Source organism: uncultured Polaribacter sp. (assembly GCF_947503855.1).
Lineage (GTDB): Bacteria > Bacteroidota > Bacteroidia > Flavobacteriales > Flavobacteriaceae > Polaribacter.
This window is the reverse complement of record NZ_CANNFF010000002.1, coordinates 77,430-103,313: the sequence shown is the minus strand read 5'-3', so window position 1 is coordinate 103,313 and position 25,884 is coordinate 77,430. Positions and strand designations below refer to the sequence as shown.

General features: G+C 29.2%; 25 protein-coding genes, 1 tRNA gene and 1 other RNA gene. 15 read left to right on the top strand and 12 right to left on the bottom strand.

The window, feature by feature from the left end; genetic code table 11:
• Positions 1-80 precede the first annotated feature (80 nt).
• From Q0662_RS01875 to Q0662_RS01865, 3 genes are all read left to right on the top strand, one after another.
• Entirely contained in the window at positions 81-1,064 is a 984-nt protein-coding gene (locus Q0662_RS01875) for an alpha/beta fold hydrolase (RefSeq protein ID WP_298946615.1), read from the top strand.
• A gap of 74 nt (positions 1,065-1,138) precedes the next feature.
• Positions 1,139-2,203, top strand: coding sequence for a PorV/PorQ family protein (locus Q0662_RS01870; RefSeq protein ID WP_298947025.1), 1,065 nt, complete (start codon positions 1,139-1,141; stop codon positions 2,201-2,203).
• A 6-nt stretch (positions 2,204-2,209) separates the two neighbouring features.
• Positions 2,210-3,400, top strand: a complete 1,191-nt coding sequence (locus Q0662_RS01865; RefSeq protein ID WP_298946613.1) for a DUF4105 domain-containing protein — start codon at positions 2,210-2,212, stop codon at positions 3,398-3,400.
• A gap of 204 nt (positions 3,401-3,604) precedes the next feature.
• On the opposite strand, the gene aroQ is transcribed toward Q0662_RS01865, so the two are convergent.
• Together aroQ and Q0662_RS01855 are read right to left on the bottom strand one after the other, a co-directional pair.
• Complete coding sequence (gene aroQ, locus Q0662_RS01860; RefSeq protein ID WP_298946610.1) at positions 3,605-4,018, bottom strand: type II 3-dehydroquinate dehydratase; 414 nt, start codon at positions 4,016-4,018, stop codon at positions 3,605-3,607.
• 74 nt (positions 4,019-4,092) lie between these two features.
• The gene (locus tag Q0662_RS01855) at positions 4,093-4,620 is read right to left on the bottom strand and encodes a porin family protein (protein WP_298946608.1); all 528 of its coding nucleotides are present in this window, start codon (positions 4,618-4,620) and stop codon (positions 4,093-4,095) included.
• Positions 4,621-4,704: 84 nt separating this feature from the next.
• Between Q0662_RS01855 and xerD the strand changes: the two genes are divergently transcribed.
• Positions 4,705-5,601, top strand: a complete 897-nt coding sequence (xerD, locus tag Q0662_RS01850; protein WP_298946606.1) for a site-specific tyrosine recombinase XerD — start codon at positions 4,705-4,707, stop codon at positions 5,599-5,601.
• A gap of 57 nt (positions 5,602-5,658) precedes the next feature.
• On the opposite strand, the gene rny is transcribed toward xerD, so the two are convergent.
• The 4 genes from rny to Q0662_RS01830 form a co-directional block, all read right to left on the bottom strand.
• On the bottom strand, positions 5,659-7,224 hold the full coding sequence (gene rny / locus Q0662_RS01845) for a ribonuclease Y (protein ID WP_298946603.1): 1,566 nt from the start codon (positions 7,222-7,224) through the stop codon (positions 5,659-5,661).
• Between the two features lie 48 nt (positions 7,225-7,272).
• Positions 7,273-7,401: non-coding RNA, 6S RNA (gene ssrS, locus Q0662_RS01840), on the bottom strand.
• A gap of 54 nt (positions 7,402-7,455) precedes the next feature.
• Positions 7,456-7,746 (bottom strand): cell division protein ZapA, encoded by a 291-nt coding sequence (locus tag Q0662_RS01835; protein ID WP_298946602.1) that lies wholly within the window; start codon positions 7,744-7,746, stop codon positions 7,456-7,458.
• Positions 7,747-7,760: 14 nt separating this feature from the next.
• Positions 7,761-8,051, bottom strand: coding sequence for a hypothetical protein (locus tag Q0662_RS01830; protein ID WP_298946601.1), 291 nt, complete (start codon positions 8,049-8,051; stop codon positions 7,761-7,763).
• Positions 8,052-8,195: 144 nt separating this feature from the next.
• Between Q0662_RS01830 and Q0662_RS01825 the strand changes: the two genes are divergently transcribed.
• Entirely contained in the window at positions 8,196-9,890 is a 1,695-nt protein-coding gene (locus Q0662_RS01825) for a M23 family metallopeptidase (protein ID WP_298946600.1), read from the top strand.
• Between the two features lie 10 nt (positions 9,891-9,900).
• Positions 9,901-12,351, top strand: a complete 2,451-nt coding sequence (locus Q0662_RS01820; protein WP_298946598.1) for a TonB-dependent receptor — start codon at positions 9,901-9,903, stop codon at positions 12,349-12,351.
• 74 nt (positions 12,352-12,425) lie between these two features.
• On the opposite strand, the gene bcp is transcribed toward Q0662_RS01820, so the two are convergent.
• On the bottom strand, positions 12,426-12,878 hold the full coding sequence (bcp, locus tag Q0662_RS01815) for a thioredoxin-dependent thiol peroxidase (protein WP_298946596.1): 453 nt from the start codon (positions 12,876-12,878) through the stop codon (positions 12,426-12,428).
• Positions 12,879-13,000: 122 nt separating this feature from the next.
• Between bcp and nth the strand changes: the two genes are divergently transcribed.
• On the top strand, positions 13,001-13,657 hold the full coding sequence (gene nth, locus Q0662_RS01810; RefSeq protein ID WP_298946594.1) for an endonuclease III: 657 nt from the start codon (positions 13,001-13,003) through the stop codon (positions 13,655-13,657).
• Positions 13,658-14,005: 348 nt separating this feature from the next.
• On the opposite strand, the gene Q0662_RS01805 is transcribed toward nth, so the two are convergent.
• The gene (locus Q0662_RS01805; protein WP_298946592.1) at positions 14,006-14,593 is read right to left on the bottom strand and encodes a sigma-70 family RNA polymerase sigma factor; all 588 of its coding nucleotides are present in this window, start codon (positions 14,591-14,593) and stop codon (positions 14,006-14,008) included.
• Between the two features lie 218 nt (positions 14,594-14,811).
• Between Q0662_RS01805 and uvrA the strand changes: the two genes are divergently transcribed.
• Positions 14,812-17,604, top strand: coding sequence for an excinuclease ABC subunit UvrA (gene uvrA, locus Q0662_RS01800; RefSeq protein ID WP_298946590.1), 2,793 nt, complete (start codon positions 14,812-14,814; stop codon positions 17,602-17,604).
• A gap of 203 nt (positions 17,605-17,807) precedes the next feature.
• On the opposite strand, the gene Q0662_RS01795 is transcribed toward uvrA, so the two are convergent.
• Both Q0662_RS01795 and bshB1 read right to left on the bottom strand, forming a co-directional pair.
• Positions 17,808-17,883, bottom strand: a tRNA-His gene (locus Q0662_RS01795).
• 53 nt (positions 17,884-17,936) lie between these two features.
• Entirely contained in the window at positions 17,937-18,653 is a 717-nt protein-coding gene (gene bshB1, locus Q0662_RS01790; RefSeq protein WP_298946589.1) for a bacillithiol biosynthesis deacetylase BshB1, read from the bottom strand.
• Positions 18,654-18,958: 305 nt separating this feature from the next.
• On the opposite strand from bshB1, the gene Q0662_RS01785 reads away from it, so the two are divergent.
• Entirely contained in the window at positions 18,959-19,294 is a 336-nt protein-coding gene (locus Q0662_RS01785) for an SLC13 family permease (protein WP_298947024.1), read from the top strand.
• Between the two features lie 52 nt (positions 19,295-19,346).
• Here the strand turns inward: Q0662_RS01785 and Q0662_RS01780 are convergent, their stop codons facing one another.
• Positions 19,347-20,504, bottom strand: a complete 1,158-nt coding sequence (locus Q0662_RS01780) for a PLP-dependent aspartate aminotransferase family protein (protein ID WP_298946587.1) — start codon at positions 20,502-20,504, stop codon at positions 19,347-19,349.
• A gap of 74 nt (positions 20,505-20,578) precedes the next feature.
• On the opposite strand from Q0662_RS01780, the gene Q0662_RS01775 reads away from it, so the two are divergent.
• From Q0662_RS01775 to Q0662_RS01765, 3 genes are all read left to right on the top strand, one after another.
• Complete coding sequence (locus Q0662_RS01775) at positions 20,579-21,286, top strand: Rossmann-like and DUF2520 domain-containing protein (RefSeq protein ID WP_298946585.1); 708 nt, start codon at positions 20,579-20,581, stop codon at positions 21,284-21,286.
• 43 nt (positions 21,287-21,329) lie between these two features.
• A complete protein-coding gene (locus Q0662_RS01770) occupies positions 21,330-21,854 on the top strand; it encodes an HAD family hydrolase (RefSeq protein WP_298946583.1) in 525 nt (174 codons plus the stop codon).
• 61 nt (positions 21,855-21,915) lie between these two features.
• Positions 21,916-22,338, top strand: coding sequence for a DUF2147 domain-containing protein (locus Q0662_RS01765; protein ID WP_298946580.1), 423 nt, complete (start codon positions 21,916-21,918; stop codon positions 22,336-22,338).
• A 27-nt stretch (positions 22,339-22,365) separates the two neighbouring features.
• Here Q0662_RS01765 and Q0662_RS01760 read toward each other — a convergent pair whose 3' ends face one another.
• Complete coding sequence (locus tag Q0662_RS01760) at positions 22,366-23,007, bottom strand: protein-L-isoaspartate(D-aspartate) O-methyltransferase (protein ID WP_298946579.1); 642 nt, start codon at positions 23,005-23,007, stop codon at positions 22,366-22,368.
• A gap of 192 nt (positions 23,008-23,199) precedes the next feature.
• On the opposite strand from Q0662_RS01760, the gene Q0662_RS01755 reads away from it, so the two are divergent.
• The 3 genes from Q0662_RS01755 (at position 23,200) to Q0662_RS01745 (ending at position 25,847) form a co-directional block, all read left to right on the top strand.
• Positions 23,200-24,159, top strand: coding sequence for a Gfo/Idh/MocA family oxidoreductase (locus Q0662_RS01755; protein ID WP_298946577.1), 960 nt, complete (start codon positions 23,200-23,202; stop codon positions 24,157-24,159).
• A gap of 150 nt (positions 24,160-24,309) precedes the next feature.
• The gene (locus tag Q0662_RS01750; protein WP_298946575.1) at positions 24,310-25,197 is read left to right on the top strand and encodes a 3-hydroxyacyl-CoA dehydrogenase family protein; all 888 of its coding nucleotides are present in this window, start codon (positions 24,310-24,312) and stop codon (positions 25,195-25,197) included.
• 71 nt (positions 25,198-25,268) lie between these two features.
• The gene (locus Q0662_RS01745; protein ID WP_298946573.1) at positions 25,269-25,847 is read left to right on the top strand and encodes an acyloxyacyl hydrolase; all 579 of its coding nucleotides are present in this window, start codon (positions 25,269-25,271) and stop codon (positions 25,845-25,847) included.
• Positions 25,848-25,884: the final 37 nt, after the last annotated feature.

The window sequence follows — 25,884 nt, the reverse complement described above, 5'->3', positions numbered from 1 at the left end:
AAATAAGAAATAGAAATTGGGTTGTTTTCTAATATTGTCTTTTTTTATGTATTTTTAAAAAATAGGATTAATTTACTGCTATGCCAATTTTAAAATCTGACTTCTCTCCTACTTTACCTTTTAAAAATGGTCATTTTAATACTATGTATAGGCCACTTTTTATGAAGGATACCTGTAATTATCTTAGAAAAAGAGTTACCACTTGGGATGAGGATTTTATAGATTTAGATTTTTCTTTGGTAGGTTCAGAAACCTTGGTTTTGTTAATACATGGCTTAGAAGGAAGTTCAGAATCTAAATATATGGTATCTACCTCTAACTTTTTAAATAACAAAGGGTTAGATACTGTTTGTTTTAATTTAAGAAGTTGTAGTGGAGAAGATAATTTGTTATTAGCAACCTACCATAGTGGTAAAACTGAGGATGTTGACTTTATAGTGAATCACCTTTTAAATTCATATGATTATAAAAATTTAATTTTGATAGGTTTTAGCTTAGGAGGAAATTTAACTCTAAAATATATGGGTGAATATCAAAAGAAATTATCTGATAAAATTAAAGGAGCTATTGCTGTTTCTGTACCTATCGATATTGCTACTGCAGAAGTAGAAATGGAAAAATTAAAAAATAAATTGTATGTAGAAATGTTTTTTAAAACGATGAAAAACAAGGTTTTAGAAAAAGCATATAAGTTTCCAGAATTTAATTTAGACAAAGACAAACTTTTTAAAGCTACAAAATTTAAACATTTAGAATATTTATATACGGTGCCCGTTTTTGGATTTAAAAGCCCAGACGATTATTGGAAAAAAGCAAGTTCTAAACCTTATATTTCTAAAATAGACAGACCTACAATACTAATAAACGCCAAAGATGATACTTTTTTATCAGCAGAGTGTTATCCTAGAAAAGAGGCAATACAATCTAAATATTTCTTTTTAGAAATACCTAATTTTGGTGGTCATGTAGGCTTTATGAGTTCTTTTAAACCTTATGAAAATACTTGGTTAGAAAAAAGAATTACAAGGTTTATAGAAGAAAATATCAAAATTAAAATCCATTAAACAATAACTTGTAAAAACATCTGTTATTTTATAAGTATTTTAGATATTTGTTAAAGAAAAATAGACCCTTGAAAATTAAATTCATACTTACTTTTTTATTTACAAGTTACTTACTAAATGCGCAAGTATTTAGGAGTTATTCCAACGAGTTTTTAAATATTGGTGTAGATGCAGCTGCCTTAGGAATGAGTAAAACTGTAGTAGCAACCACCAACAATGTAAATGCTATTTATTGGAATCCTGCAGGATTGGTGGGTATAGAAGATTATCAAGGTTCTTTAATGCATGCCTCTTATTTTGCAGGTATTGCTAACTATAATCACGCTGCTTTTGCAATGCCAATAGACAAAGAAAGTGCTGTGGGTATTTCTATAATTCGTTTTGGGGTAGATGATATTTTAAATACAACAGAATTAATTGATAGTGAAGGAAATATAGATTTTAATAGAATTAGTCTTTTTTCGGCTGCAGATTATGCCTTTAATTTTGCTTATGCTAGAAATTTAATTTTTAAAGATGTAAAATTTGGAGTAAATGCTAAAATTGTAAGAAGAACCATTGGTAATTTTGCTTCCTCTTGGGGTTTTGGTTTTGATGCTGGTTTTCAATTTGAAAGAAATAATTGGAAATTTGGCATCATGGCTAGAGATATTACAACTACTTTTAATAGTTGGGCAATTAATGAAACTGAATTTGATAAAATAAAAAACGCCATCCCTGGGCAAAATCAAGAATTACCAGAAACCACAGAAATTACAAAGCCAAAATTACAAGTAGGTGTTGCCAAAGATTTTAGAATTGGACGCTTTTTTAACCTTTTAACAGAAGTAGATGTTAATGTAAGATTTGCAAAAACAAATGATATCATTTCTTCAGATGTAGCAAGTATCAATCCAGCTGTTGGGTTTCAAGTAGATTATGACCAATTGGTATATTTAAGAGCTGGAGTTGGTAATTTTCAATACATTACACAGTTTGACAATACAAAATCACTATCATTACAACCCAATTTTGGAGTTGGTTTTAACTATAAAGGCATACAAGTAGATTATGCACTTACAAACATTGGTAGTGTTGGTAATGCGTTATATTCTAATATTTTTTCTATTACTTTCGATTTTCTATTTCTTAGACCTTAGTTTTTTATGAAAAAAAATATTTTCTTATCACTGCTATTTATATTTTTCGCAATTCAATTACAAAAAGCACAAGTAAACCTTTCTGTATATTCAGAAATTTCTATTATTACAGCTGGTCCAGGAGATGAATTATATGAAAAATTTGGACACTCTGCTATCAGAATTAAAGACCCCGTTTTAAATTTAGATATTATTTATAATTATGGTATTTTCGATTTTAATGCTCCTAATTTTTACACCAATTTTGCGCAAGGTAAAATGTATTATTTACTCGCAAAATACGATTTTAAATATTTTTTAAATACTTACAAAAAGGAAAAACGTTGGGTAAAACAGCAAGTTTTAAATTTAAATCAACAACAAAAACAAGCTTATTTTAACTATTTAGAAACCAATACCTTAAAAGAAAATGCAACTTATTTATATGATCCTTTTTTTAATAATTGTGCCACAAAACTTAGAGATATTACCAAATACGTTTTTAAAAATGACGTCCAGTTTAAAAATAAAGATATAGGGGATTATAAATCTTTAAGAAATTTAATGAACCAAGAACTTTACTTTAATTCTTGGGGAAATTTAGGCATCAATTTAATTGCAGGTATTATTTTAGATGAAAAAAGAAAATCAGAAGCATATATGTATTTGCCAGATTATGTGTATTCGCTTTTTAAAAATGCAACTGTAAAAAGTAATAATGACAAAAACAAGCAACTTGTATTAAGAGAAGATGTATTGTTAAATTTTAAAGAGAAAAGTAACTCTAAATTTAACCTATTTAGTCCAATTACACTCTTTACACTTATTGCTTTTATTGGAGTCTTTATAACTTATATAGACTTTAAAAACAATAAAAGAACTAAGATAGCAGATTTTTTAGTATTTTTTACCACTGGCTTTGTTGGTTTAATTTTGGTGTACTTGTGGGTATTTTCATCACACAAAACTGCCCCTAATAATTTTAATATTTTGTGGGCATTTTTACCGAACTTAATTTTGGCTTTTAAATTGTCTAAAAATATCTCAAAAACATGGTTTCAAAAATATATAGAAATTCTTTTAGTGTTTTTATTACTAACTACTGTATTGTGGATTTTTAAAATTCAGGTTTTTCCAATAGCTATAATCCCTTTGATATTCTTGTTTTTTGTGAGGTATATATTTCTTTATCAATTTTTATTAAACTCAAAAAAATAAAACTTTAGTAATTTTTTTTATAAAAATTTTAAAACCTAAGAAAGTATTTTTTCTTTATTAACTAAAGCACAAATTACAGCCAAATGTAAAAGGGTTGTCTATTTTTTATAGAATCTAATTGATAAAAAAGTGTTGAGCAATTAAAAATAGCTCGCAGCTATTTTTTGTTTGCTAAAATTAATAATAAAGTTGTAAATTTTGATACTAAAGAAAACTTTGAATTGCTAAGTTATAACCTTTTAAGCCAAAACCAAATAAAACACCTTTAGCATTGGGTGATATGTAACTGTGTTGCCTAAAATCTTCACGAGCGTGTATGTTAGAAATATGTACTTCTACAACGGGTACTTCTATACCTTTTATTGCATCACCAATACCTACAGATGTATGTGTGTAGGCTGCCGCATTTAAAATAATACCATCATAATTAAAACCTACTTCGTGTAATTTATCTATAATTTCTCCTTCTATATTAGATTGAAAATAAGACAATTCTACCTTGTTAAATTGTAGTTTTAATTCTCTAAAATAGTCTTCAAAAGTTTTGGAACCATAAATTTCTGGTTCTCTTTTACCTAAAAGATTTAAATTGGGTCCGTTTATAATAATTAATTTCATAAAGTAAAAATACATTTTTTAAACAAAAAAAGGAAGCCTTAAAGACTTCCTTTTTGAGAACTTATTATTTTTCTTTAAAATCTATAACCTAAGCCAATTTGAAAAGTATTAAATCTAGAAGATAAACCAGAGGGAGTACCTTCAACTCTATTAGTTAACCCAAAAGAGTACCTTGTTGTAGCAAATAGTTTATCGGTAAAGTCAAAACCTGCACCAATAAGAAAACCAACACCAAATTTATTTATACCTTCTGAGTCTTCTTCCATAACATAATCGAACTGAGGACCTGCTTGTAAATAAAATTTTTCTGCTACATAATATTTAACTGCAATTGGAATAATTAACTCATCTAAAGTCTCATTCTCTACAGTGACTGCTGCATATTGTAATTCTGGTTGAATACTAAATTTATCAGAAATGATAAAATCTGCAAAAACACCTATAAAAAATCCTGCGTAACTTTCTGATGCTGATGCATTATCTTCCGACAGACTAATTGTAAAATTGTGAAACCCACCAGTTACACCAAAAGCAGCTTCTTGAGCATTTACTTTTCCTAATCCTAAAATTGCTAATACAGCAATAAATAATACTTTTTTCATAATTTTTTTTTTTTAGTTTAATCAAATATAATTTTTATTTTGAATATACTCGTTACTATTTAATATTTTTTTATCTTTAATTTCATGAACTGGCACAATGCAATTAAAGACTACCAAATGTATATGCAGATCGAAAGAGGCCTATCAAAAAATACTATTGATAGTTATTCTAGAGATTTAGAAAAGTTATATTTTTTTTTACATGAAAAAGAAATAAACATGTCTCCTATTTCTATTAATAGTGATGTTGTAAAACAGTTTGTTTACGAAACTGCCAAATTTGTTAACCCTAGAAGTCAGGCTAGAATTATTTCTGGTATTCGAAGTTTTTTTGATTATTTGGTGTTTGAAGATTATAGAGATAACAATCCTACAGATTTACTAGAAACACCAAAAATAGGAAGAAAATTGCCTGATACACTATCACCTATAGAAATTGATAATTTAATTGCAGCCATCGATTTAAGTCATCCACAAGGAGAAAGAAACAGAACTATTTTAGAAATAATGTATAGTTGTGGTTTACGTGTTAGCGAGTTAATTTCTCTTCAAATATCAGACTTGTTTTTTGAGGAAGGTTTTATACGTGTTTTAGGAAAAGGAAACAAAGAACGTTACGTTCCTATACATAATGAAGCCATAAAATTTGTAAATTTATACAGAAACACTATTAGAAACCAAATACAAGCTATTAAAGGTTTTGAGGATACTTTATTTTTAAATAGACGCGGTAAAGGTTTAACGCGACAAATGATTTTTATGATTTTAAAAGATTTATCACAAAAAATAAATCTTCAAAAAAAAATAAGTCCACATACTTTAAGACATTCTTTTGCAACACATTTACTACAAAATGGAGCCGATTTAAGAGCCATCCAACAAATGCTTGGTCATGAAAGTATTACCACAACAGAGGTTTATGTTCATGTAGACAAAACTTATTTAAAGCAAGTTGTAGAAAGTTTTCATCCTAGAAAATAAAAATTCCTGCTAGAAAAGCAGGAATTTAATCATATCTAAAAATATTTGTTTTTTTTATTATCTAGCAACATTTACGGCTCTAGTTTCTCTAATTACAGTAACTTTTACCTGTCCTGGATAGGTCATATCATTTTGTATTTTTTGAGAAATATTAAAAGATAATTCAGAGGCTTTGGTGTCGTTTACTTTGGTACTTTCTACCATTACACGTAATTCACGTCCTGCCTGTATGGCATAAGCTTTTTGCACACCTGTAAAACCAAAAGCGATATCTTCTAAATCTTTTAAACGTTGTATGTAAGAATCTAAAACTTGACGTCTTGCACCTGGTCTTGCACCTGAAATGGCATCACATACTTGTACAATTGGCGAGATCAAACTTTTCATTTCAATTTCATCATGGTGAGCTCCAATGGCATTACAAACATCTGGTTTTTCACCATATTTTTCTGCCCATTGCATACCTAATAATGCGTGTGGTAATTCGCTTTCTGCATCTGGCACTTTACCAATATCGTGTAATAAACCAGCACGTTTTGCTACCTTAGAATTTAAACCCATTTCTGCTGCCATAATTCCACATAAATTTGCAACCTCACGCGAGTGTTGTAATAAGTTTTGTCCGTAAGAAGATCTATATTTCATTCTACCCACAGCTTTTACCAACTCTGGGTGCAAACCATGTATCCCTAAATCTATTACTGTTCTTTTACCTACTTCTATAATTTCTTGGGTAATTTGTTTTTCAGTTTTTTGAACTACTTCTTCAATTCTTGCAGGGTGTATTCTACCATCTGTTACTAATTTGTGCATTGCTAAGCGTGCAATTTCTCTTCTCACAGGGTCAAAACAAGATAAAATAATAGCCTCTGGAGTATCATCTACAATAATTTCTACACCAGTAGCTGATTCTAAGGCCCTAATATTTCTACCTTCTCTACCAATTATTCTCCCTTTTACATCATCAGATTCTAGGTTAAAAACAGAAACACAGTTTTCTACAGCTTGTTCTACTCCTACTCTTTGTATAGTTCCTAAAACAACTTTTCTTGCTTCTTGTTCGGCTGTTAATTTAGCTTCTTCTATAGAAGTCTGTATAAAAGCCATGGCCTCTGTTTTAGCCTCGTCTTTTAATGAAGAAACCAATTCTTTTTTAGCTTCGTCTGCAGATAAGCCAGAAATTTGTTCTAACATGTCTACATGCCTTTTGTGCATTTTTTCTAACTCGTTTTCTTTCTTTTCTAAAAAGTCTAATTTAAAGTCGTAGTCTTTTTGTTTTTGCTCTATAGATTTATTTAACTTCTTATTTTTATCTACTTCAGATGCTACTTGAGATTCTCTATCTCGTATTCTTTTTTCTACATCAGAAATCTTTTTTTCTCTAGCTAAAATTACTTTTTCGTGTTCTGATTTAAGCTCAATAAATTTTTCTTTTGCTTGTAATATTTTTTCTTTTTTAATAGATTCTGCATCTATTTTTGCTTCTTTTATAATTGAAGTAGCTTCTTTTTTAGTTGTATTTAACAGCTTTTTTTCCTTTGCTTTTTCTAGAGATTTAGCAATTATAAAACCAACTAAAACTCCTATGATTCCCACAATAGTGGGAAGTAACATTCCATCCATAATTTAAATTTAATATATAAAAAAAGCCTACGATAGTGTGGTTTTTATAAACTCCATTATGACAAGTTTAGGACTAACTAGCTGATCAAGGATCCACCAAAGAAATGAAACAAGTTCAATTCTAGTGGCATGCTTTAGCAACTAAGACTCATCCTTCATAATAGGTATTTGTTGAGTTTATCAAACAAATTACTAACGTAGGCAGTGTGTTGTTAATGTATTTTAAAGAACTTATTTTAAATGAGTATTTACCAAATTGGTTAACTCTTTTATTTTTTTTATTGCTTCAGTATTTTCAGAACTTTTTTCTAGTGATGATATTTCTAATTTAGAGGCAAACTGTAATGCACACATTGCTAAAACGTCTTGTTTATCGCTAACTGCATAATTTTGCTCGTATCTAGAAATTAACTTGTTTATAGCACTTGCAGCTTTACGCATACCTTCTTCTTCTTGGGTATTTTTAACGCTTAAGGGGTAAGTTCTACCAGCAATTACTATGTTAATTTTTAATTTATCCACTATTTAAAAGAACGTTATTCTTGTAACTGAAAAATACACTTATCTATTTCTTTGATTAATGTATTTATTTTGAGTTTTGTATCTCTTGTATTATCACTACTGCCTTCTATAGTTTTAGCAATTTTTAATAAATCATATTCTTTTTTTTGAATTTCTAAAGCTTGCTCTTTTTCTACTAATTTTTGTTGTAATACTGTGGTACTTTTTAGCAAAATATCATTTTCTTTCTTAAGAAACTCGTAATTAAAAAATAAACTTTCTAACTTATCTTGCAGTAAATGAATTGCATCCAAGGTATTACTCATAAAATATTAGCATAAAACTATATCTACAAAGTTAACATTCTGTTTTAAATTTTACAAGGTTTAATTGATATTTTAATAATATACTGATTACTAAACTTTTATAAAAGTAAGTATTTTTAGTACTTTTACATAAAATTTTGTCATTTGAAAAAAAATCTTTTTACACTTTCTTTTTTATTCTTTTTTTTGGGCTATTCTCAGAAGAAATATCCAAAAGATTCTTATATAAATCCATTAGACATCCCCATTGTACTTTCTGGTACTTTTGGTGAGTTGCGTAGCAATCATTTTCACGCGGGTATAGATATTAAAACACAAGGTAAACAAGGTTTAAACGTGTTTGCAGTTGCAGATGGTTACGTTTCTAGAATAAAAGTGCAACAATATGGCTATGGGAAAGTAATTTATATTACTCACTCGAATGGATACACTTCAGTTTATGGTCATCTTAAAAACTTTGCAGATTCAATAGAGCGTTACGTAAAAAATATTCAATACAAAAAAAAGAATTACCAAACAGGAAATATTTTTCCGAAAAAAAATCAATTTAAAGTAAAAAAAGGACAGGTAATTGCTTTTTCTGGTGATACTGGTGGTTCTAGTGGGCCTCATTTGCATTTTGAAATTAGAGACACCAAAACAGAACATGTTATAAATCCGATGCATTTTGGCATTACTACTCCAGACACAAAAGCGCCAACTTTTAACGCTTTACATGTATATCCTTTAGGCTATAATGCCAGAATAAACAAACAACACAATAGCTTTAAAGTTCCTATAAAATATATAGGTAAAGGTATTTACAAAGCAGATAGAATTTCTGCAAGTGGTATTATTGGTTTTGGTGTAAATGCTTTTGATAAGTTAAATAGAGCGCCAAATAGAAACGGAATTTACAGTTTAGAAATGTTGGTTAATGGCAAAAAATATTACTACCATGATGTTGCTACATTTTCTTTTGCTGAAAGTAAGTATTTAAACCTACTAATTGACTACGAATATTACAAAAAATACAGAAGTAAAGTTCAAAGAACCTACAAGACAGAGGCTAATAAATTATCGATTTATAAAGATTTATTAAATAATGGAAAAATTAATATTATAGAGGGTTTAAACTATAATGTAGAAATAATTGCAAAAGACTTTAATGGAAATAAAAGTACAATTAAAATACCTATTGTTGGTAAAGAAATCAATACTCTTTTTCAAAAACAGCTAGATACTACTGGGTATAAAATTGTTGCTAAAAAATTTCAAAAATTCACTAAAAATAATGTAACTATTGCTTTTCCAAAAAATACATTTTATGAAGATGTATACATAGATTTTGAAGTCGAAAAAGGAATAGCAAAAATACACAATCCTACTATTCCTATAGATAGAACATATACACTAACCTTTAACGTTTCTAAATATACAGAAGCCCAAAAAGAACAAATGTATATTGCAAATGTAGATTATCCAAAATACCCAAGATACCAAAACACTCGAAAAAGAGATAGTATTTTTTATACAACAACAAAAACTTTAGGGAACTATACTTTAAAATCAGACAAGATAAAACCAAATATTAAATTTCTTTATTTTAAAGACAAACAGTGGATTTCTAGTTTAAAAACGCTAAAAGTTAAAATAACAGATATTGGTTCTGGTATACATAATTGGAGAGCAACTTTAGATGGTAAGTGGGTTTTAATGGAGTTTAACCATAAAAAAGGCGTATTAACCTATAATTTTAATGATAAAAAATTGGTTGGTAACAAACATATCTTTAAAATTGTAGTCTCAGATAATGTGGGCAATACTACAGAGCGTTCTATTACGTTCTTTAAGAAATAAACTTATATACGTGAAAAAAATATTTTTACTACTTTTCTTTTTACCTCTTTGTGCATTTGCTCAAAAAACAAGCATCTTAAAAGGTACTGTTAAAAATAAAAACAAACAACCTATAGAAAATGTATCTATTAAGTTTGGTAAAACAGGAACTGTAACCGATAAAAAGGGTAACTACTCAATTAGAATACCTTACAAAAAGGAAATTACCATTAAGTTCAGTCATATTTCTTTTAGAACTTTTGAGTATACCCTTACTGCAAAAAGCAGAACTACCCTTCGCTTTTCTCCAACGTTATTTTTAAAAACAGAAAAATTAGAAGAAATTGTTGTTAAAGACAGAAAAAAAGAAGCACAAGGTTTTTTAAATATAGATCCACTAAAAGCAAAAACCATTATTGGTGCCAATGCGGGTATAGAAAATATTTTAATGACTTTACCTGGTGTAAACAATAACAACGAGTTAAGTACACAATACAATGTTAGAGGTGGTAATTTTGATGAAAACCTTGTCTATGTAAATGGAATTGAAGTGTACAGACCTTTTTTAATTAGATCTGGCCAACAAGAAGGTTTAAGTTTTATAAATCCAAATATGGTACAAAACATCAACTTTTCTGCAGGTGGTTTTCAAGCAAAATATGGTGATAAATTATCTTCTGTTTTAGACATAACTTATAGAAAACCAAAAGAAATTAGCACAAGTTTAGAGGCAAGTTTGTTGGGGGGTAGTGTAACTTTTGAGGGTGGTTTTTTAAATAATAAACTAAAGATTATTACAGGTGCAAGATACAGAGACAATAGTTTATTTGTAAATAGTAAACAGATTGAAACCAATTTTAGACCCACTTTTACAGACTTACAATCTTTTATTACCTATAATTTTACAAATAACTTTTCTTTAAGCTATCTAAGTAATTTTTCTTTAAACAATTATAATTATCAACCTTTTTCAAGAAAAACTCGTTTTGGTACAGTTGCAGATCCTTTAGAGTTAATTGTTTTTTATGATGGTAAAGAAGAAAACAATTATTTAACGCTTTTTAATGCCGTTTCAGCAGATTATAAAGTAAATGATAATCTTAGTTTTAAAACAACTATTTCTAGCTACAATACTCAAGAAGAAGAGTATTACGATATTGCAGCATCTTATAATTTAGGAGAAGTAGACACAAATATCGGTTCTGAAAGTTTTGGTGAAGTTGATTTTACTCAAGGAATTGGCTCTCAATTAAATCACGCAAGGAATGATTTAGATGCATTGATAAACAATGTGCAAATAAGAGGAAGCTACAAAGTTGATAAAAAAAAGATAGATTTTGGAGTAAAATATCAAAATGAAGACATAAGAGAACGCATAAGAGAATGGGAAATTATAGATTCTTTAGGCTTTTCTGTAAGACCTCCAAATCAACTTGTAAACAATAACCAACCTTACGAACCTTTTGAAGGCCCAATTACACCTTTTCAAAATATTAGAGAAGATAACCATGTTGTAATAAATAGGTTTACAGGTTTTGTGCAATATAACGAACGCTTATATATGGGCAATAATGAAGTTTGGTACAACTTTGGTTTAAGAGCTCATAATTGGACAGTTTCTGCAAACGGACAGAAATCGAGTAACCAAATAATTTTAAGTCCTAGAGCACAGTTTGCTTTAAAACCTAATTGGCAGCAAGACATGTTGTTTCGTTTTTCTGGTGGATGGTATAAGCAGCCACCTTCATACAGAGAGCTAAAAAACTTTAATGGTAAAATTAATAAAGATGTAAAAGCACAAAGTTCTTTACACTTAGTTGCGGGTATGGATTACAGTTTTAATTTATGGGAAAGACCTTTTAAATTAACTACAGAACTCTACTATAAAGATTTAACAAATGTAAACGCTTATTCTATAGATAATGTTAGAATACGATATAGAGCAGACAACCTTACAACTGCCTATGCACAAGGTTTTGATCTCAGGTTAAATGGCGAATTTGTTCCTGGTAGCGAAAGTTGGGTTAGTTTAGGGTATTTAAAAACAGAAGAAAACATAGATAATAAAGGGGATATTTCTAGACCTTCTGACCAACGTTTAAAATTCGGAATTTTATTTCAAGATTATGTACCTAATTTACCCAATTTAAAAGCATACTTAAATTTAGTTTACAATACGGGTGTTCCTGGGGGAGCTCCATCCTACTCAGATGTATACAGTTTTCAAAAGCGATTAAGAGATTATAAAAGAGCAGATTTGGGTGTTTCTTATGTTTTTGCAGATGCAAACAAACAATATAAAACTGGCTGGATGTCTAAATTTAAAGAATTAACTGCGGGTTTAGAGCTTTTTAATATGTTTGACATTCAAAACGCTATTACCAACACTTGGGTTAGAGATGTGTATTCTAAAAATCAATTTGGAATTCCTAACTTTATGACCGGTAGAGTGTTAAACTTTAAAGTTAGTATGCAGTTTTAAGAATTTAAAAAAATACAATAGAGTGTTGATATTAAAACAACACTCTATTTTTAATCTTTAAAAAAGTAAATAGCTTAATCTATAATTTGCGCAGCATGAGCTTTGGTTTTTACTTTGCTAATTACATCTTCAATTACTCCATTTTCATCAATAACAAAGGTTGTTCTGTGGATACCGTCATACTCTCTGCCCATAAACTTTTTAGGTCCCCAAACACCAAAAGACTCTATAACAGCTTTGTCTTCGTCTGCTAAAAGAGGAAAAGGAAGTTCATTTTTATTGATAAAATTTTGTTGTCTTTTTGCTGAATCTGCACTTACACCTAAAACATCAAATCCTTTTGCTAAAAAAGTTTGATAGTGATCTCTTAAATTACAGGCTTCTGCTGTACAACCAGGTGTACTTGCCTTTGGATAAAAGAATAAAACTAACTTTTTCCCAGTATAATCTTCTAATTTAATTGTATTTCCTGCATGATCTTTTGCTTCAAATTCTGGAGCCTTATCTCCTACTTTTAATGTTGTCATATTGATTTGTTTAAAAAAATAAAGTGGAAAGTTAAAAAGTAAAAACTGAATGAAAAACTTTTTAGATAATAAACCGTTAAACTTTATAAACTTTTTAACTTTACAACTTAAATAGTCAAAGAATGACCAAGCAAGAAAAAGTAGATTTTGTAATAGAAACCTTACAAACGTTATATCCAGAAATACCTGTTCCTTTAGACCATAAAGACCCTTATACCCTTTTAATTGCAGTTTTATTATCTGCGCAATGTACAGATGTGCGAGTAAACCAAATTACACCTTTATTATTTGCAAAGGCAGATAATCCTTTTGATATGGTTAAAATGTCTGTAGAAGAAATTAAAACCATTATTAGACCTTGTGGTTTATCTCCAATGAAAAGTAAAGGTATTTATGGTTTATCTAAAATTTTAATAGAAAAATATAATGGTGAAGTTCCACAATCTTTTGATGGTTTAGAAGAATTACCTGCTGTGGGTCATAAAACTGCAAGTGTGGTTATGAGTCAAGCTTTTGGTGTACCCGCTTTTCCTGTAGATACTCATATAAAACGTTTAATGTTTAGATGGAATTTAAGTAACGGAAAAAGTGTCGCACAAACAGAAAAGGATGCAAAAAGATTGTTCCCTAGAGAATTATGGAACGATTTACACTTACAAATTATTTGGTATGGTCGTGAATATTCTCCAGCTCGTGGTTGGGATTTAGAAAAGGATATTATTACTAAAACCATTGGAAGAAAATCTGTTTTAGGTGCTTATTACAAAAGCAAGAAGTAAGACATTTGAAGCTAGAAGATTTTTATTTAAAAAAAAATAGTATAAAATACTTAAATATTTTTTTTAAAAGATTAGAATACCTTCACCCTATTAAGATTAGAATAAAATAAAAAAAGCCTCAACATTAGTTGAAGCTTTTTCTACTCTTAATTCAAATTCAATTCAATGAAATCTTTTGATTTGGTTTTAACTACTTGGAATGATTTGGAAAAATTAATCAAAAATTGAATTGTTTCTTTTTGGGGTTGCATCTGTAAATAAGACGACTTTTTAGAGTAAAGTTGCATCATATATGTTATTTAAAATGTTGGTTACTAAAACAATAACGATGCCTTTTTTACTTTATTGTTAGTTTACCAAAATAATTTTATGCTTTTCTATTAATTTACGCATATTTATTAAAGCATACCGCATTCTACCTAATGCTGTATTAATACTTACACCAGTATTTTCACTTATTTCTTTAAAGCTCATATCTTTATACATGCGCATTACCAAAACTTCTTTTTGTTCGTTTGGCAGCTCATTGATAATACCTCTAACATCATGATAAATTTGCTCTTGTATAATTTGTTTTTCAGCATTTAAATTACCATCATTTATAACAGAAAAAATATCAAATTCATCAGTATTTTTAAATTTTGGCATTCTGTTATTTTTTCTAAAATAATCAATTACTAGGTTGTGTGCAATACGCATTACCCAAGGTAAAAATTTACCTTCTTCATTGTAATTACCTTTTTTTAGTGTTCTAATTACTTTTATAAAAGTATCCTGAAAAATATCTTCAGTAATCACTTTATCTTGTACTTTACTGTAAATAAAACTAAAAAGTCTTTGTTGATGTCTATTTATTAAAACAGCCAAAGAAGCTTCACTACCATTAATGTAATCCTTAACTAATTTACTGTCAGAAATTGAATTTGTACGTACCATAACTACCTTTAGAAAAGCTTAGAGGCCTTTCTGTTTTTTTATTAATTATTAATTAAAAAAGTAGTTTTTTACTATATACGTCTAATTTTATGAAGTTTATGAATAACAAATATGTATGTTTTTTTTTTTACAAACAAATATTTAACAAAAAAAGATTTTTACTACTTCTAAAACCAGTTATTTTTTTGGTAATTTTATAGCTTATATTTTATTGATACATGAAGACAGATCTTTCTAAAGTAAATCCTAAAGAAAACATCATAATTAAAGGCGCTAAACTGCACAATTTAAAAGATATTGATGTAGTAATACCTAGAAATAAATTGGTAGTAATTACCGGACTTTCTGGTTCTGGTAAATCCTCTTTAGCTTTTGATACTTTATATGCAGAAGGACAAAGACGTTATGTAGAAAGCCTAAGTTCTTATGCAAGGCAATTTTTAGGTAAATTAGACAAACCCAAAGTAGATTATATAAAAGGAATTGCGCCAGCCATTGCTATAGAACAAAAAGTAAATGCTACAAATCCGCGTTCTACTGTGGGTACATCTACAGAAATTTACGATTATATAAAATTATTATATGCTAGAATTGGTAAAACCTTCTCTCCTATTTCTGGCAAAGAAGTAAAAAAAGATACCGTTTCTAACGTTGTTAATTTTGTAAAAAAGTTTGAAGAAAGCACAAAACTTTTATTATTGGCACCTATTACTATTGATGAAAATAGAGATTTAAAAACCGTTTTACAGGTTTTAGAACAACAAGGGTATGCTCGTTTAAAATGGAAAGACACTGTTTATAGAATTGCCAATTTTCCTCAAAAAGATTTTAAAAACGAACCACTTTTTTTGGTTGTAGATAGAATTATTACCAAAGATGACGAAGATTTTTATAACAGATTGGGAGATGCGATACAAACTGCTTTTTTTGAAGGAAAAGGTACTTGTTTTGTAGAAAATTTATCAACAAAGAAAGTTACCGAGTTTAGCAATAAATTTGAGTTAGATGGCAAGTTGTTTTTAGAACCCAATACCCACTTTTTTAGTTTTAACAATCCTTACGGTGCTTGCCCAACTTGCGAAGGTTATGGAAACGTAGTAGGTATCGATAAAGACTTGGTAATCCCAAATACAGGCTTATCTATTATGCAAGACGCCATTTTTCCGTTTAAAACACCATCGTATATTCATTATAAAGACGCATTAATAGACGTTGCTTATCAATTTGATATTCCTATACATAAACCTTGGTTTCAACTAACAAAGAAACAACAAGAATTAGTTTGGAATGGTAACAAATCATTTAACGGAATTCATCACTTTTTTAAAACATTAGAGGAAAAAAGTTATAAAATTCAGAATAGAGTAATGCTTTCGCGTTACAGAGGTAAAACAGCATGTACATCTTGTAATGGGAAGCGTTTAAGAGAAGAAACCAATTATGTAAAAATAAACAATAAAACAATTGCTGATTTGGTAACCATGCCTTTAGATGAATTGTCTGTTTATTTTAAAAATTTAATCCTAGACAAATACGAAGAAAAAATTGGGAAACGCTTGTTAACAGAAATTAATAATAGATTGCAATTTTTAACAAATGTTGGTTTGTCTTATTTAACTTTAAATAGAACCTCTAACACCCTTTCTGGCGGCGAAAGCCAGCGTATAAATTTAGCAACCTCATTAGGTAGTTCTTTAGTAGGTTCAATGTATATTTTAGATGAACCTAGTATTGGATTACACCCAAAAGATACAGAGCGTTTAATTGGGGTTTTAAAAGATTTAAGAGATTTAGGCAACACAGTTGTGGTTGTAGAACATGATGAAGACATCATGAAAGAAGCAGACTATATTATAGACATTGGTCCAGAAGCTGGTACTTTTGGCGGTAAAGTAGTTGCAGAAGGTACTTTTGATGAAATTTTAAATTCAGATTCTTTAACAGCAAAATATTTAAATGAAGATTTAAAAATTCAAGTACCTACAAAACGTAGAATATCAAAAAACACCATAGAAATTCTGGGTGCAAGAGAACACAATTTACAAAATATCGATATCTCTTTGCCTTTAAATTGTTTAAGTGTAATTACAGGAGTTTCTGGTTCTGGTAAAAGTACATTGGTTAAAAAAATATTATATCCAACCATGCAAAAAAAACTAGTAGGTTATGGCGATAAAGTGGGCCAACATACAGCTGTAAAAGGTAGTTTTGATACATTAAAACATGTTGAGTTTATAGACCAAAATCCGATTGGACGCTCATCGAGATCTAACCCAGTTACATATATTAAAGCATATGATGACATTCGTGCCTTATTTTCTAATCAAAAATTATCTAAAATTAGAAATTACAAACCCAAACACTTTTCTTTTAATGTAGAAGGGGGTCGTTGTGAGGTTTGTAAAGGTGAAGGAGAAGTTACTATAGAAATGCAATTTATGGCAGATGTGCATTTAAAATGCGATGTTTGTAATGGAAAACGCTTTAAAAAAGAGGTTTTAGAGGTAAAATTTCATCAAAAATCGATAGATGATATTTTAAATTTAACCATAGATGAAGCTGTAGCTTTTTTCTCAGAAAATTTAGTAACTAAAATTGCTAGCAAACTAAAGCCTTTACAAGATGTTGGTTTGGGTTATGTAACTTTAGGTCAATCCTCGTCTACACTTTCTGGTGGTGAAGCTCAAAGAATAAAATTGGCATCCTTTTTAGTAAAAGGAAATACCAAAGACAAAGCTTTATTTATTTTTGATGAACCTACAACAGGCTTGCATTTTCATGATATTAAAAAATTATTAGCAAGTTTTAATGCCTTAATTGAAAGAGGTCATTCCATTGTTGTGATTGAACATAACATAGAACTCATAAAATGTGCAGATTATATTATAGATTTAGGCTTAGAAGGTGGTAAAAATGGTGGAGAACTTATTTTTCAAGGGACTCCAGAAGATTTAGTTAGAAATAAAAAATCGTATACTGCTAAATATTTGGCTGATAAATTGATATTTTAGGAATTTTATAAGAGATAAAGACATTGTTTTCTTTGTTTCTATGTGGTCATTATTTTAGTTAAAATTAAATATTGCGCGAATTTTAATTCAACTTCTAAGAATTCTAAAAACAACTAAAGTTATAAATAGTAAAGAAAAAAATGATTTTGCTGTATTTTTTTTCCACAAAAAAAGCCTCTTATTTCTAAGAAGCTTTGTATTTTGGGTGGAAGATGGGGCTCGAACCCACGACTTTCGGTACCACAAACCGACGCTCTAACCAACTGAGCTACAACCACCATTTGTTGCGGGTGCAAATATAAATATTTTTTCTATTCTAAAACAACAAAAAATTAAATTAATTTGTCTAAATTTTCTGCAGCAACGTAACGTTCTGTAGTAAAACCTTCTGCACATTCTACTCCAACCAATCTTCCTAAATCTCTTGCTCTGTAATTTATACTGTCTATAAAGTTTTTACTTGTTATAGGTGTTTCTGGCTCCTTACTATTAGGGTCGTAAAACTGAGTTTTATAGGCTAAAACAGAAGCTATTTTTTTATCAATAAAACCACTAACATCTAAAACAAAATCGGGTTCTATGTTTTTCCATTGCATATAATGGTACACCTGTTTTGGACGCCATTTTTCTTGAGATTCACCATCTAAATTCGTCTCTATTTTCATCAAACCACTTAAAAAACAAGCATCAGATACTAATTTGCTACCTTTTCCATGATCTATGTGTCTGTCTTCTATGGCATTACAAAACACTACTTTTGGCTTATATTTTCGAATCATCTTTATAATTTCAAGTTGATGATTTTTATCATTTATAAAAAAACCATCTGCAAAACCTAAATTTTTACGAACAGAAACGCCTAATATTTTTGCTGCATTTGTAGCTTCTACGTCCCTAATCTCAGCAGAGCCACGTGTACCTAACTCGCCTCTTGTTAAATCTATAATACCTACTTTTTTTCCTAAAGAAACTTCTTTAGCAATGGTAGCACCACAACCTAGTTCTACATCATCTGGGTGTGCCCCAAAAGCCAATATATCTAATTTCATATATATTTGTAACCTATTTAAATTTTTTAATTATAAACTTAACTTTTATTATAAGAAACTACAATAATCGTTAAGTTAGCAAATATTTTTGTATAATTTTCATGAAATTCTTTTCAATAAAAAATTAATACTTCAAAAATAATCAATTTTAAAAGAAAATATAAGAAGGTATTATCTCTATTACTTTTTCGTATTTGTAAATAGTTAAAATAATGTCTTTTTTTTATGATAATTACAAAAATTTTACAATTTGAAAAGTTATGATATATATCATGTAACCCCATTTAATATCAACCTAATTTTACATTGTAAAAGAAAACCCAACACTTTTATTAGCAGGTATATTTATTTTAACCACAACATTTAGTCAGTTTATAAACAATTCTGCAACAGCAGTACTAATGGCGCCAATAGTTTTATTAGCTGCAAGTACAGTTGGCATATCTCCAGAACCACTATTAATAACAGTTGCTGTTAGTGCATCAACAGCGTTTTTAACACCCATTGGTACAACTACCAATGCCATGGTAATAAGCTCTGGTAATTATAAATTTATGGATTATTTTAAAGTAGGCTTACCTCTTTTAATAATTTTCCTAATCACCACTTTATTATTAGTGCCAATTATTTGGCCTTTTTAAAAAAATTAGAAATAAAAAAGAAAATAAAAATTACTTAAAAAAAGTCTCTTGATTATTTAAGAGACTTTTTTATAGCTTGTTCAATATCAGCAATTAAATCTTTGGGTTCTTCTATACCTACAGAAAAACGAATTAACCCCTCTTTAATTCCTCTTTCTAAACGCTCTTCTTCACTTAATAGAGCATGTGTAGTTTGCGCAGGACTTACAGTGGTACTTTCTAAACCTGCCAAACTCATAGAAGGTTTTATCAATTGTAAATTATTCTGAAATTCCATAGCATCTATTCCTTTTTTTAGTTCAAAAGATAACATTGCACCAAACCCTTTCATTTGCTTTTTTGCTAATACATGCTGTGGATGACTCTCTAAACCTGGGTAATAAACAGCGTCAATTTTCGGATTATTTTCTAGATAATTTGCCATTTCCATTGCATTTTTAGTCTGTTCTTTTACACGAAGATTTAATGTTTTTAAACTTCTTTCTAACAACCAAACTGTTTGATCACTTAGATTACCACCAAAGTTAATGGCTGTTTCCCAAATTTGCGAAATATGTTCTTTAGATCCTGCAATTGCACCCGCAGAAATATCTGAATGACCTCCCATATACTTTGTGGCTGAGTGCAAAATAATATCAATTCCGAAATCTGCAGGATTTTGATTTATAGGTGATGCAAACGTGTTGTCTATCATAGTTAGCAAATCATGTTGCTTTGCCAAAGTTGCTATTGTTTCTAAATTTGTAATTCCTAAAAGCGGATTAGAGGGTGTTTCTATGTAAATAATCTTAGTGTTTTGTTTTATCAAAGGAATAAAATCTTCTGTTTGATCACTTTCAGTAAAAGAATATTCAATACCATATTTATCAAATTCTTTTACAATAAAATTATAAGTTCCTCCATAAATCACTTGTTGTATTATTACATGATCTCCTGTTTTTAAAAATGCTAGCATTGCTGCAGAAATTGCTGCCATTCCAGAAGAAAATATCAAACCATCTTCTGTATGTTCTAAAGCGGCTATTTTTTTACACAACATTTCTTGATTTGGTGTGTTTAAATAACGTGGGTAACGTTTTACATCAACTCCATCAAAAGCATAAGAAGTAGACATATATATAGGCGAAACTGCTCCTTTAAATTGTTCGTCTTTTACTTCTCCTGTATGCACACAGGTTGTATTTATTCCTAATTTATTTGAATTTTTCATTGTATCGAATTTTCTATTGCTAAATTACCAAATCCAACTCTAAATTTCTACAAAAAATCAATATCTTCGTTGTAATGATAACAGTAGCAATTATTGGAAATGGAAATGTAGCCACACATTTACACAATGCTTTTTTAAAAGCTAAAAATGTGGAAGTTATACAAGTAAATTCTAGAAAATTAGAAAATATTCCAGAAACCGATGTTACTATTATTGCGATTTCAGATGATGCTATTGCAGAAGTTTCTGCAAAAATCAACAATTCTTTTGTGGTGCATACTTCTGGTAGTTTTGCTCTAAAAGACTTAAAAAACAACACTAGAAAAGGGGTTTTTTATATGTTACAAAGTTTTTCTAAAGATAAAAAAATCGATTTTTCTTTAGTTCCGTTTTGCCTAGAAGCTACAAATAAAAAAGATTATATAGTCTTGGAAAAGTTAGCAAAATCAATTGGACATAAAATATATAAAATCAATTCAGAACAAAGAAAAAAACTACATGTAGCTGCTGTTTTTGTAAATAATTTCACCAATCATTTATATAAAATAGGAAATGATATTTGCCAAGAAAACAATATTCCTTTTGATATTTTACAGCCTTTAATTAACGAAACTTCTGAAAAAATAAAAGAACTTTCGCCAAAGCAAGCACAAACTGGACCCGCTATTAGAAACGATAGAAAAACGATAAAAAATCATTTAGCTTTGTTAGATAAACAGCAGAAAAAAATATATAAAATTTTAACAAAGTCAATAAAAAAATCTTCAAATAAGTTGAATTAAATTGTCAATTAGAGCGTATTTAAAAGCTCTTTAATAAAAAATTATGGAAATTAGCTATAAACAAATATTACCAAAAATAAACACTTTTATTTTTGATGTAGATGGGGTTTTAACCAACGGTACTTTAACCATTATGCCAGATGGCGAATTGGTTAGACATATGAATGTAAAAGATGGTTATGCCATGAAAAACGCTTTAAATAAAGGGTTTAGAGTATGTATTATTTCTGGAGGAACTAATGAAGGCGTAAGAAATAGATTGCAAGCTTTAGGTATTGAAGATGTTTTTTTAGGAGCGCATGATAAAATAAAACAGTATAATGAGCTGGTTAAAAAATACAATTTAAAACCAGAAAATGTTTTGTATATGGGTGATGATGTTCCAGATTATCCTGTAATGAAATTAGTGGGTTTACCAGCTTGCCCAAATGATGCTGTTAGAGAAATTCAACAAGTTTCTAAATATATTTCAGACAAAAAAGGTGGAGAAGGGTGTGTAAGAGATGTTATAGAACAAGTTTTACGAGTACAAAACAAATGGACAGAAAATTTTGATGCGAGTGTATAGTTTTAACAAATTATTTGCTAAAAAGTTTATATTTTCACAAAATAATTAAAACTTCTCAGGCATGAAAACAGTAAGTATTACATTTTTATTCGTATTAATTTCAATTGGCATAAATGCACAAACTATCTTTGGTAAATGGCACTCTAAAAACGATGCTGGTAAGGTAGATTCCGTTTTAGAAGTATATAAAAAGGATGGGAAAGCGTATGCTAAAATTATAGAAATTTTAAATCCTGATAGAAAAAATGCACTTTGTGTTGCTTGTGAAGGAGAAAATAAAAACAAACCAATACTAGGTTTAAATATATTATCTGGTTTAGAAAAAGAGAACGATGAATGGTCTGGAGGTACTATTTTAGATCCAAGAAATGGAAAAGTTTACAAGTGTTATATTAAGATAGAAGAACCTAATAAATTAAAAATAAGAGGCTATATTGGTGTTTCATTTTTTGGAAAAACTGCTTATTGGGAAAGAGTTATTTAATTTTGTAAAAAAACTATAAAACAAATACTAATTCTTTTCTTCTAACATTGGTACAAAAGCAAAATCACCCAATTCTTTTTTCTCAAATTCTTTGGCAGATTTTCTTGTAAAAAGTGTCATAATTTGTGTTTTATCTCCTACAGGTATTAACAGCATCCCTCCTATTTTTAATTGAGAAAGTAAAGGTTTGGGCACAAATGGTGCTCCAGCAGTTACAATTATTTTATCAAAAGGAGCTTGATCTTGTAAACCTTTATACCCATCGCCAAAAATAAATTTCTTTGGTTTGTAACCTATTTTAGGTAAAAACAAACTTGTTTTTTTAAACAGTTCGTGCTGTCTTTCTATGGTAAATACTTCTGTATTTAATTCTAATAAAACTGCAGTTTGGTAACCAGAACCTGTACCAATTTCTAACACTTTTTCTTCGGGTTTTACAGCCAATGTTTCCGATTGAAATGCCACTGTGTAAGGTTGAGAAATGGTTTGTTCTGCTGCGATAGGAAAAGCCTTGTCTTGGTATGCATGCGCCTCAAAACTAGAATCTATAAATAAATGACGTGGAATTTTACGAATTGCTTCTAATACATTTTTATCTGTAATACCTTTAGCCATTAATACTTTAGCTAACTGATTTCTAAGTCCTTGGTGTTTCGAAGTGTCTCTCAATTTTAACAAATTTCTATGAGCTAAAAATAAGAATAATTCTAATTACAAACTCATAAAATTGTATCTTTGTTTTTGGCGTTTTTTAAATATTATTATTTAATATGTCAGTTCTAGCGCAGTCAAGAACTATCTTATAATTAATTACAAACCTCTCGACTGCGCTCGAGCAGACAAAATAAAATAATACATTTTATGCTAAAAGCAGGCGTTTTAGGTGCTGGTCATCTAGGTAAAATTCATCTTCGTTTATTACAACAATCAGAAAAATATGAATTGGTAGGTTTCTTTGATCCTTTTAAAGAAAATGCAGAGAAAGTTTCTAAAGAATTTGGCTATAAATTGTTTGATTCTATCGATGATTTAATTGCAGCTGTAGATGTTGTAGACATTGTTACCCCAACTTTATCTCATTTTGAATGTGCAAAAATAGCTATCGAAAAGGGGTGTCATATTTTTATAGAAAAACCCATAACCAAAACGGTTTTAGAGGCAGAGGCTATTAAAACTTTGGCAAGCCAATTTCATGTACAAGGTCAAGTAGGTCATGTAGAACGTTTTAACCCAGCTTTTACAGCTGTAAAAGATAAAATAGACACACCTATGTTTATAGAATCTCATAGATTGGCAGAGTTTAATCCTAGAGGAACAGATGTACCTGTTGTACTAGATTTAATGATTCATGACATAGATATTATACTTTCGGTTGTAGATTCTAAAGTAAAAAATGTACACGCTAGTGGTATTTCTGTAATTTCAGAAACTCCAGATATTACCAATGCAAGAATAGAATTTGAAAATGGTTGTGTTGCCAATTTAACAGCTAGTAGAATTTCTATGAAAAACATGCGTAAATCTCGCTTTTTTCAGAAAGACGCTTATATCTCTGTAGATTTTTTAGAGAAAAAATCGGAAGTGGTTAGAATGAAAGATGTACCTGAAAAACCCGATGAGTTTGCTATGATTTTGCAAAATGCAGAAGGTGTAAAAAAACAAATTTACTTTGATAATCCTGAAGTTAAAAATAACAACGCCATTTTAGATGAATTAGAAGCTTTTGCAGATGCCATAAATAATGGTACAAAACCAATTGTTTCTTTACACCAAGGTGCTGAAGCTTTACGTGTTGCACAAATGATTATTGATTGTTTTTAAACAATTAAAATTTAGAATTGCAGTAAGTAACAATATATCAATAAAGTTGATTAATAAATGCGTTAAGGATTGAGCGACCTGTTTGAGCTCTTATGCCAAAAGCGTAAAGCGAGTAGCGAAAGCCTGTTAAAACGCCCAAAAAAATATACAATGAAAAACATAGCAGTAATAGGTGCAGGAACTATGGGAAATGGAATTGCACACACTTTTGCACAGTTTAATTATAGTGTACAACTTATAGATGTGTCTGAAAATGCTCTAAAAAAAGGCTTGGCTACCATTAGTAAAAATTTGGATAGAATGGTTGCTAAAGAAAAAATTTTAGAAAACGATAAAAACAATACATTAGCAAATATAACAACCTATACTTCTATTAAAGAGGGGGTTAAAAATGCAAGTTTAGTGGTGGAAGCTGCTACAGAAAATGTTGCTTTAAAAGGTAATATTTTTAAAGAATTAGACAAATTTTGCCCTAAAGACACCATTTTAGCAACCAATACTTCTTCTATTTCTATAACGCAAATTGCTGCGAAAACAAATAGACCTGATAAAGTTATTGGGATGCACTTTATGAATCCTGTGCCAATTATGAAGTTGGTAGAAATTATAAGAGGTTACAATACCTCTGATACTGTAATGGATTTTACTGTAAATTTGGCAAAGAAAATTAATAAAATTCCTGTTGAGGTAAATGATTACCCTGGTTTTGTGGCTAATAGAATTTTAATGCCCATGATTAACGAATCTATTGAAACCCTATATAATGGAGTTGCTGGTGTTGCAGAAATTGATACGGTTATGAAGTTAGGAATGGCACATCCAATGGGACCTTTGCAGTTGGCAGATTTTATTGGTTTAGATGTTTGTTTGTCTATTTTAAATGTAATGTATGATGGATTTAAAAATCCTAAATATGCTCCTTGCCCATTATTAGTAAATATGGTGATGGCTGGTAAATTGGGGGTAAAATCTGGTGAAGGTTTTTACGATTATTCAGAAAGTAGAAAAGCAGGAAAAGTAGCGAGTATGTTTTCTTAAGTAGATATATGAAAAAGATATTTTTATTTCTCATTGTATTTTTTTTTACAGTTAGTACTATAAAAGCTCAGGTGAAAATTGATAAATTAAAACCTAAAAAAATTGGCTTTTTATACAATTATGCCAACGAAAAAAACTTTATTTTTGATGATAAAGATTATTCGTACAATACAAAAACCTACAAAATACAAGCTTTTTACAATCTAGGTAATTGGAGATCTTTAGATTTTGAATTAATTGTACAACCACAATATCAAAGAATTTATCATCAACTAGATAATGAACAATTTGTATTACCATCAGAATTAAATTACTTAGAAAAAAGAACAGAGTTTACATCACCTAAAAACATTAATTTATATGGTTTTGAGTTGGGTTTTGTTTTAAAAAAACAATTATTAAAAAATATAAAATTTTTAGCAACTATTGGTTTAGGGGTTGCTACCATAGATACTAGTACTGAACGTTTGGCTAAAGGATTTACCTTTTTAGAAAATGGCTCTTTAGGTTTGTGTTACCAATTTTACAAACAAACTACTTTATATGTAGGAAGTAATATTGGCCATGTTTCTAATTTTGATACTAAAAAACCAAATAATGGTTATTCGTTTGTGGGTTTTGAAGTTGGTTTGCAATATATTTTAAACTAAAAAACGCTACAAAATTTAAATTTTGTAGCGTTTTTTA

Excerpts from the sequence above, each read along its gene's own strand:
- Q0662_RS01875 (WP_298946615.1), top strand. The coding sequence starts at position 81 with ATGCCAATTTTAAAATCTGACTTCTCTCCTACTTTACCTTTTAAAAAT.
- Q0662_RS01865 (WP_298946613.1), top strand. The coding sequence starts at position 2,210 with ATGAAAAAAAATATTTTCTTATCACTGCTATTTATATTTTTCGCAATT.
- aroQ (WP_298946610.1), bottom strand. The coding sequence starts at position 4,018 with ATGAAATTAATTATTATAAACGGACCCAATTTAAATCTTTTAGGTAAA.
- Q0662_RS01855 (WP_298946608.1), bottom strand. The coding sequence starts at position 4,620 with ATGAAAAAAGTATTATTTATTGCTGTATTAGCAATTTTAGGATTAGGA.
- xerD (WP_298946606.1), top strand. The coding sequence starts at position 4,705 with ATGAACTGGCACAATGCAATTAAAGACTACCAAATGTATATGCAGATC.
- rny (WP_298946603.1), bottom strand. The coding sequence starts at position 7,224 with ATGGATGGAATGTTACTTCCCACTATTGTGGGAATCATAGGAGTTTTA.
- Q0662_RS01830 (WP_298946601.1), bottom strand. The coding sequence starts at position 8,051 with ATGAGTAATACCTTGGATGCAATTCATTTACTGCAAGATAAGTTAGAA.
- bcp (WP_298946596.1), bottom strand. The coding sequence starts at position 12,878 with ATGACAACATTAAAAGTAGGAGATAAGGCTCCAGAATTTGAAGCAAAA.
- nth (WP_298946594.1), top strand. The coding sequence starts at position 13,001 with ATGACCAAGCAAGAAAAAGTAGATTTTGTAATAGAAACCTTACAAACG.
- Q0662_RS01805 (WP_298946592.1), bottom strand. The coding sequence starts at position 14,593 with ATGGTACGTACAAATTCAATTTCTGACAGTAAATTAGTTAAGGATTAC.
- uvrA (WP_298946590.1), top strand. The coding sequence starts at position 14,812 with ATGAAGACAGATCTTTCTAAAGTAAATCCTAAAGAAAACATCATAATT.
- bshB1 (WP_298946589.1), bottom strand. The coding sequence starts at position 18,653 with ATGAAATTAGATATATTGGCTTTTGGGGCACACCCAGATGATGTAGAA.
- Q0662_RS01780 (WP_298946587.1), bottom strand. The coding sequence starts at position 20,504 with ATGAAAAATTCAAATAAATTAGGAATAAATACAACCTGTGTGCATACA.
- Q0662_RS01775 (WP_298946585.1), top strand. The coding sequence starts at position 20,579 with ATGATAACAGTAGCAATTATTGGAAATGGAAATGTAGCCACACATTTA.
- Q0662_RS01770 (WP_298946583.1), top strand. The coding sequence starts at position 21,330 with ATGGAAATTAGCTATAAACAAATATTACCAAAAATAAACACTTTTATT.
- Q0662_RS01765 (WP_298946580.1), top strand. The coding sequence starts at position 21,916 with ATGAAAACAGTAAGTATTACATTTTTATTCGTATTAATTTCAATTGGC.
- Q0662_RS01755 (WP_298946577.1), top strand. The coding sequence starts at position 23,200 with ATGCTAAAAGCAGGCGTTTTAGGTGCTGGTCATCTAGGTAAAATTCAT.
- Q0662_RS01750 (WP_298946575.1), top strand. The coding sequence starts at position 24,310 with ATGAAAAACATAGCAGTAATAGGTGCAGGAACTATGGGAAATGGAATT.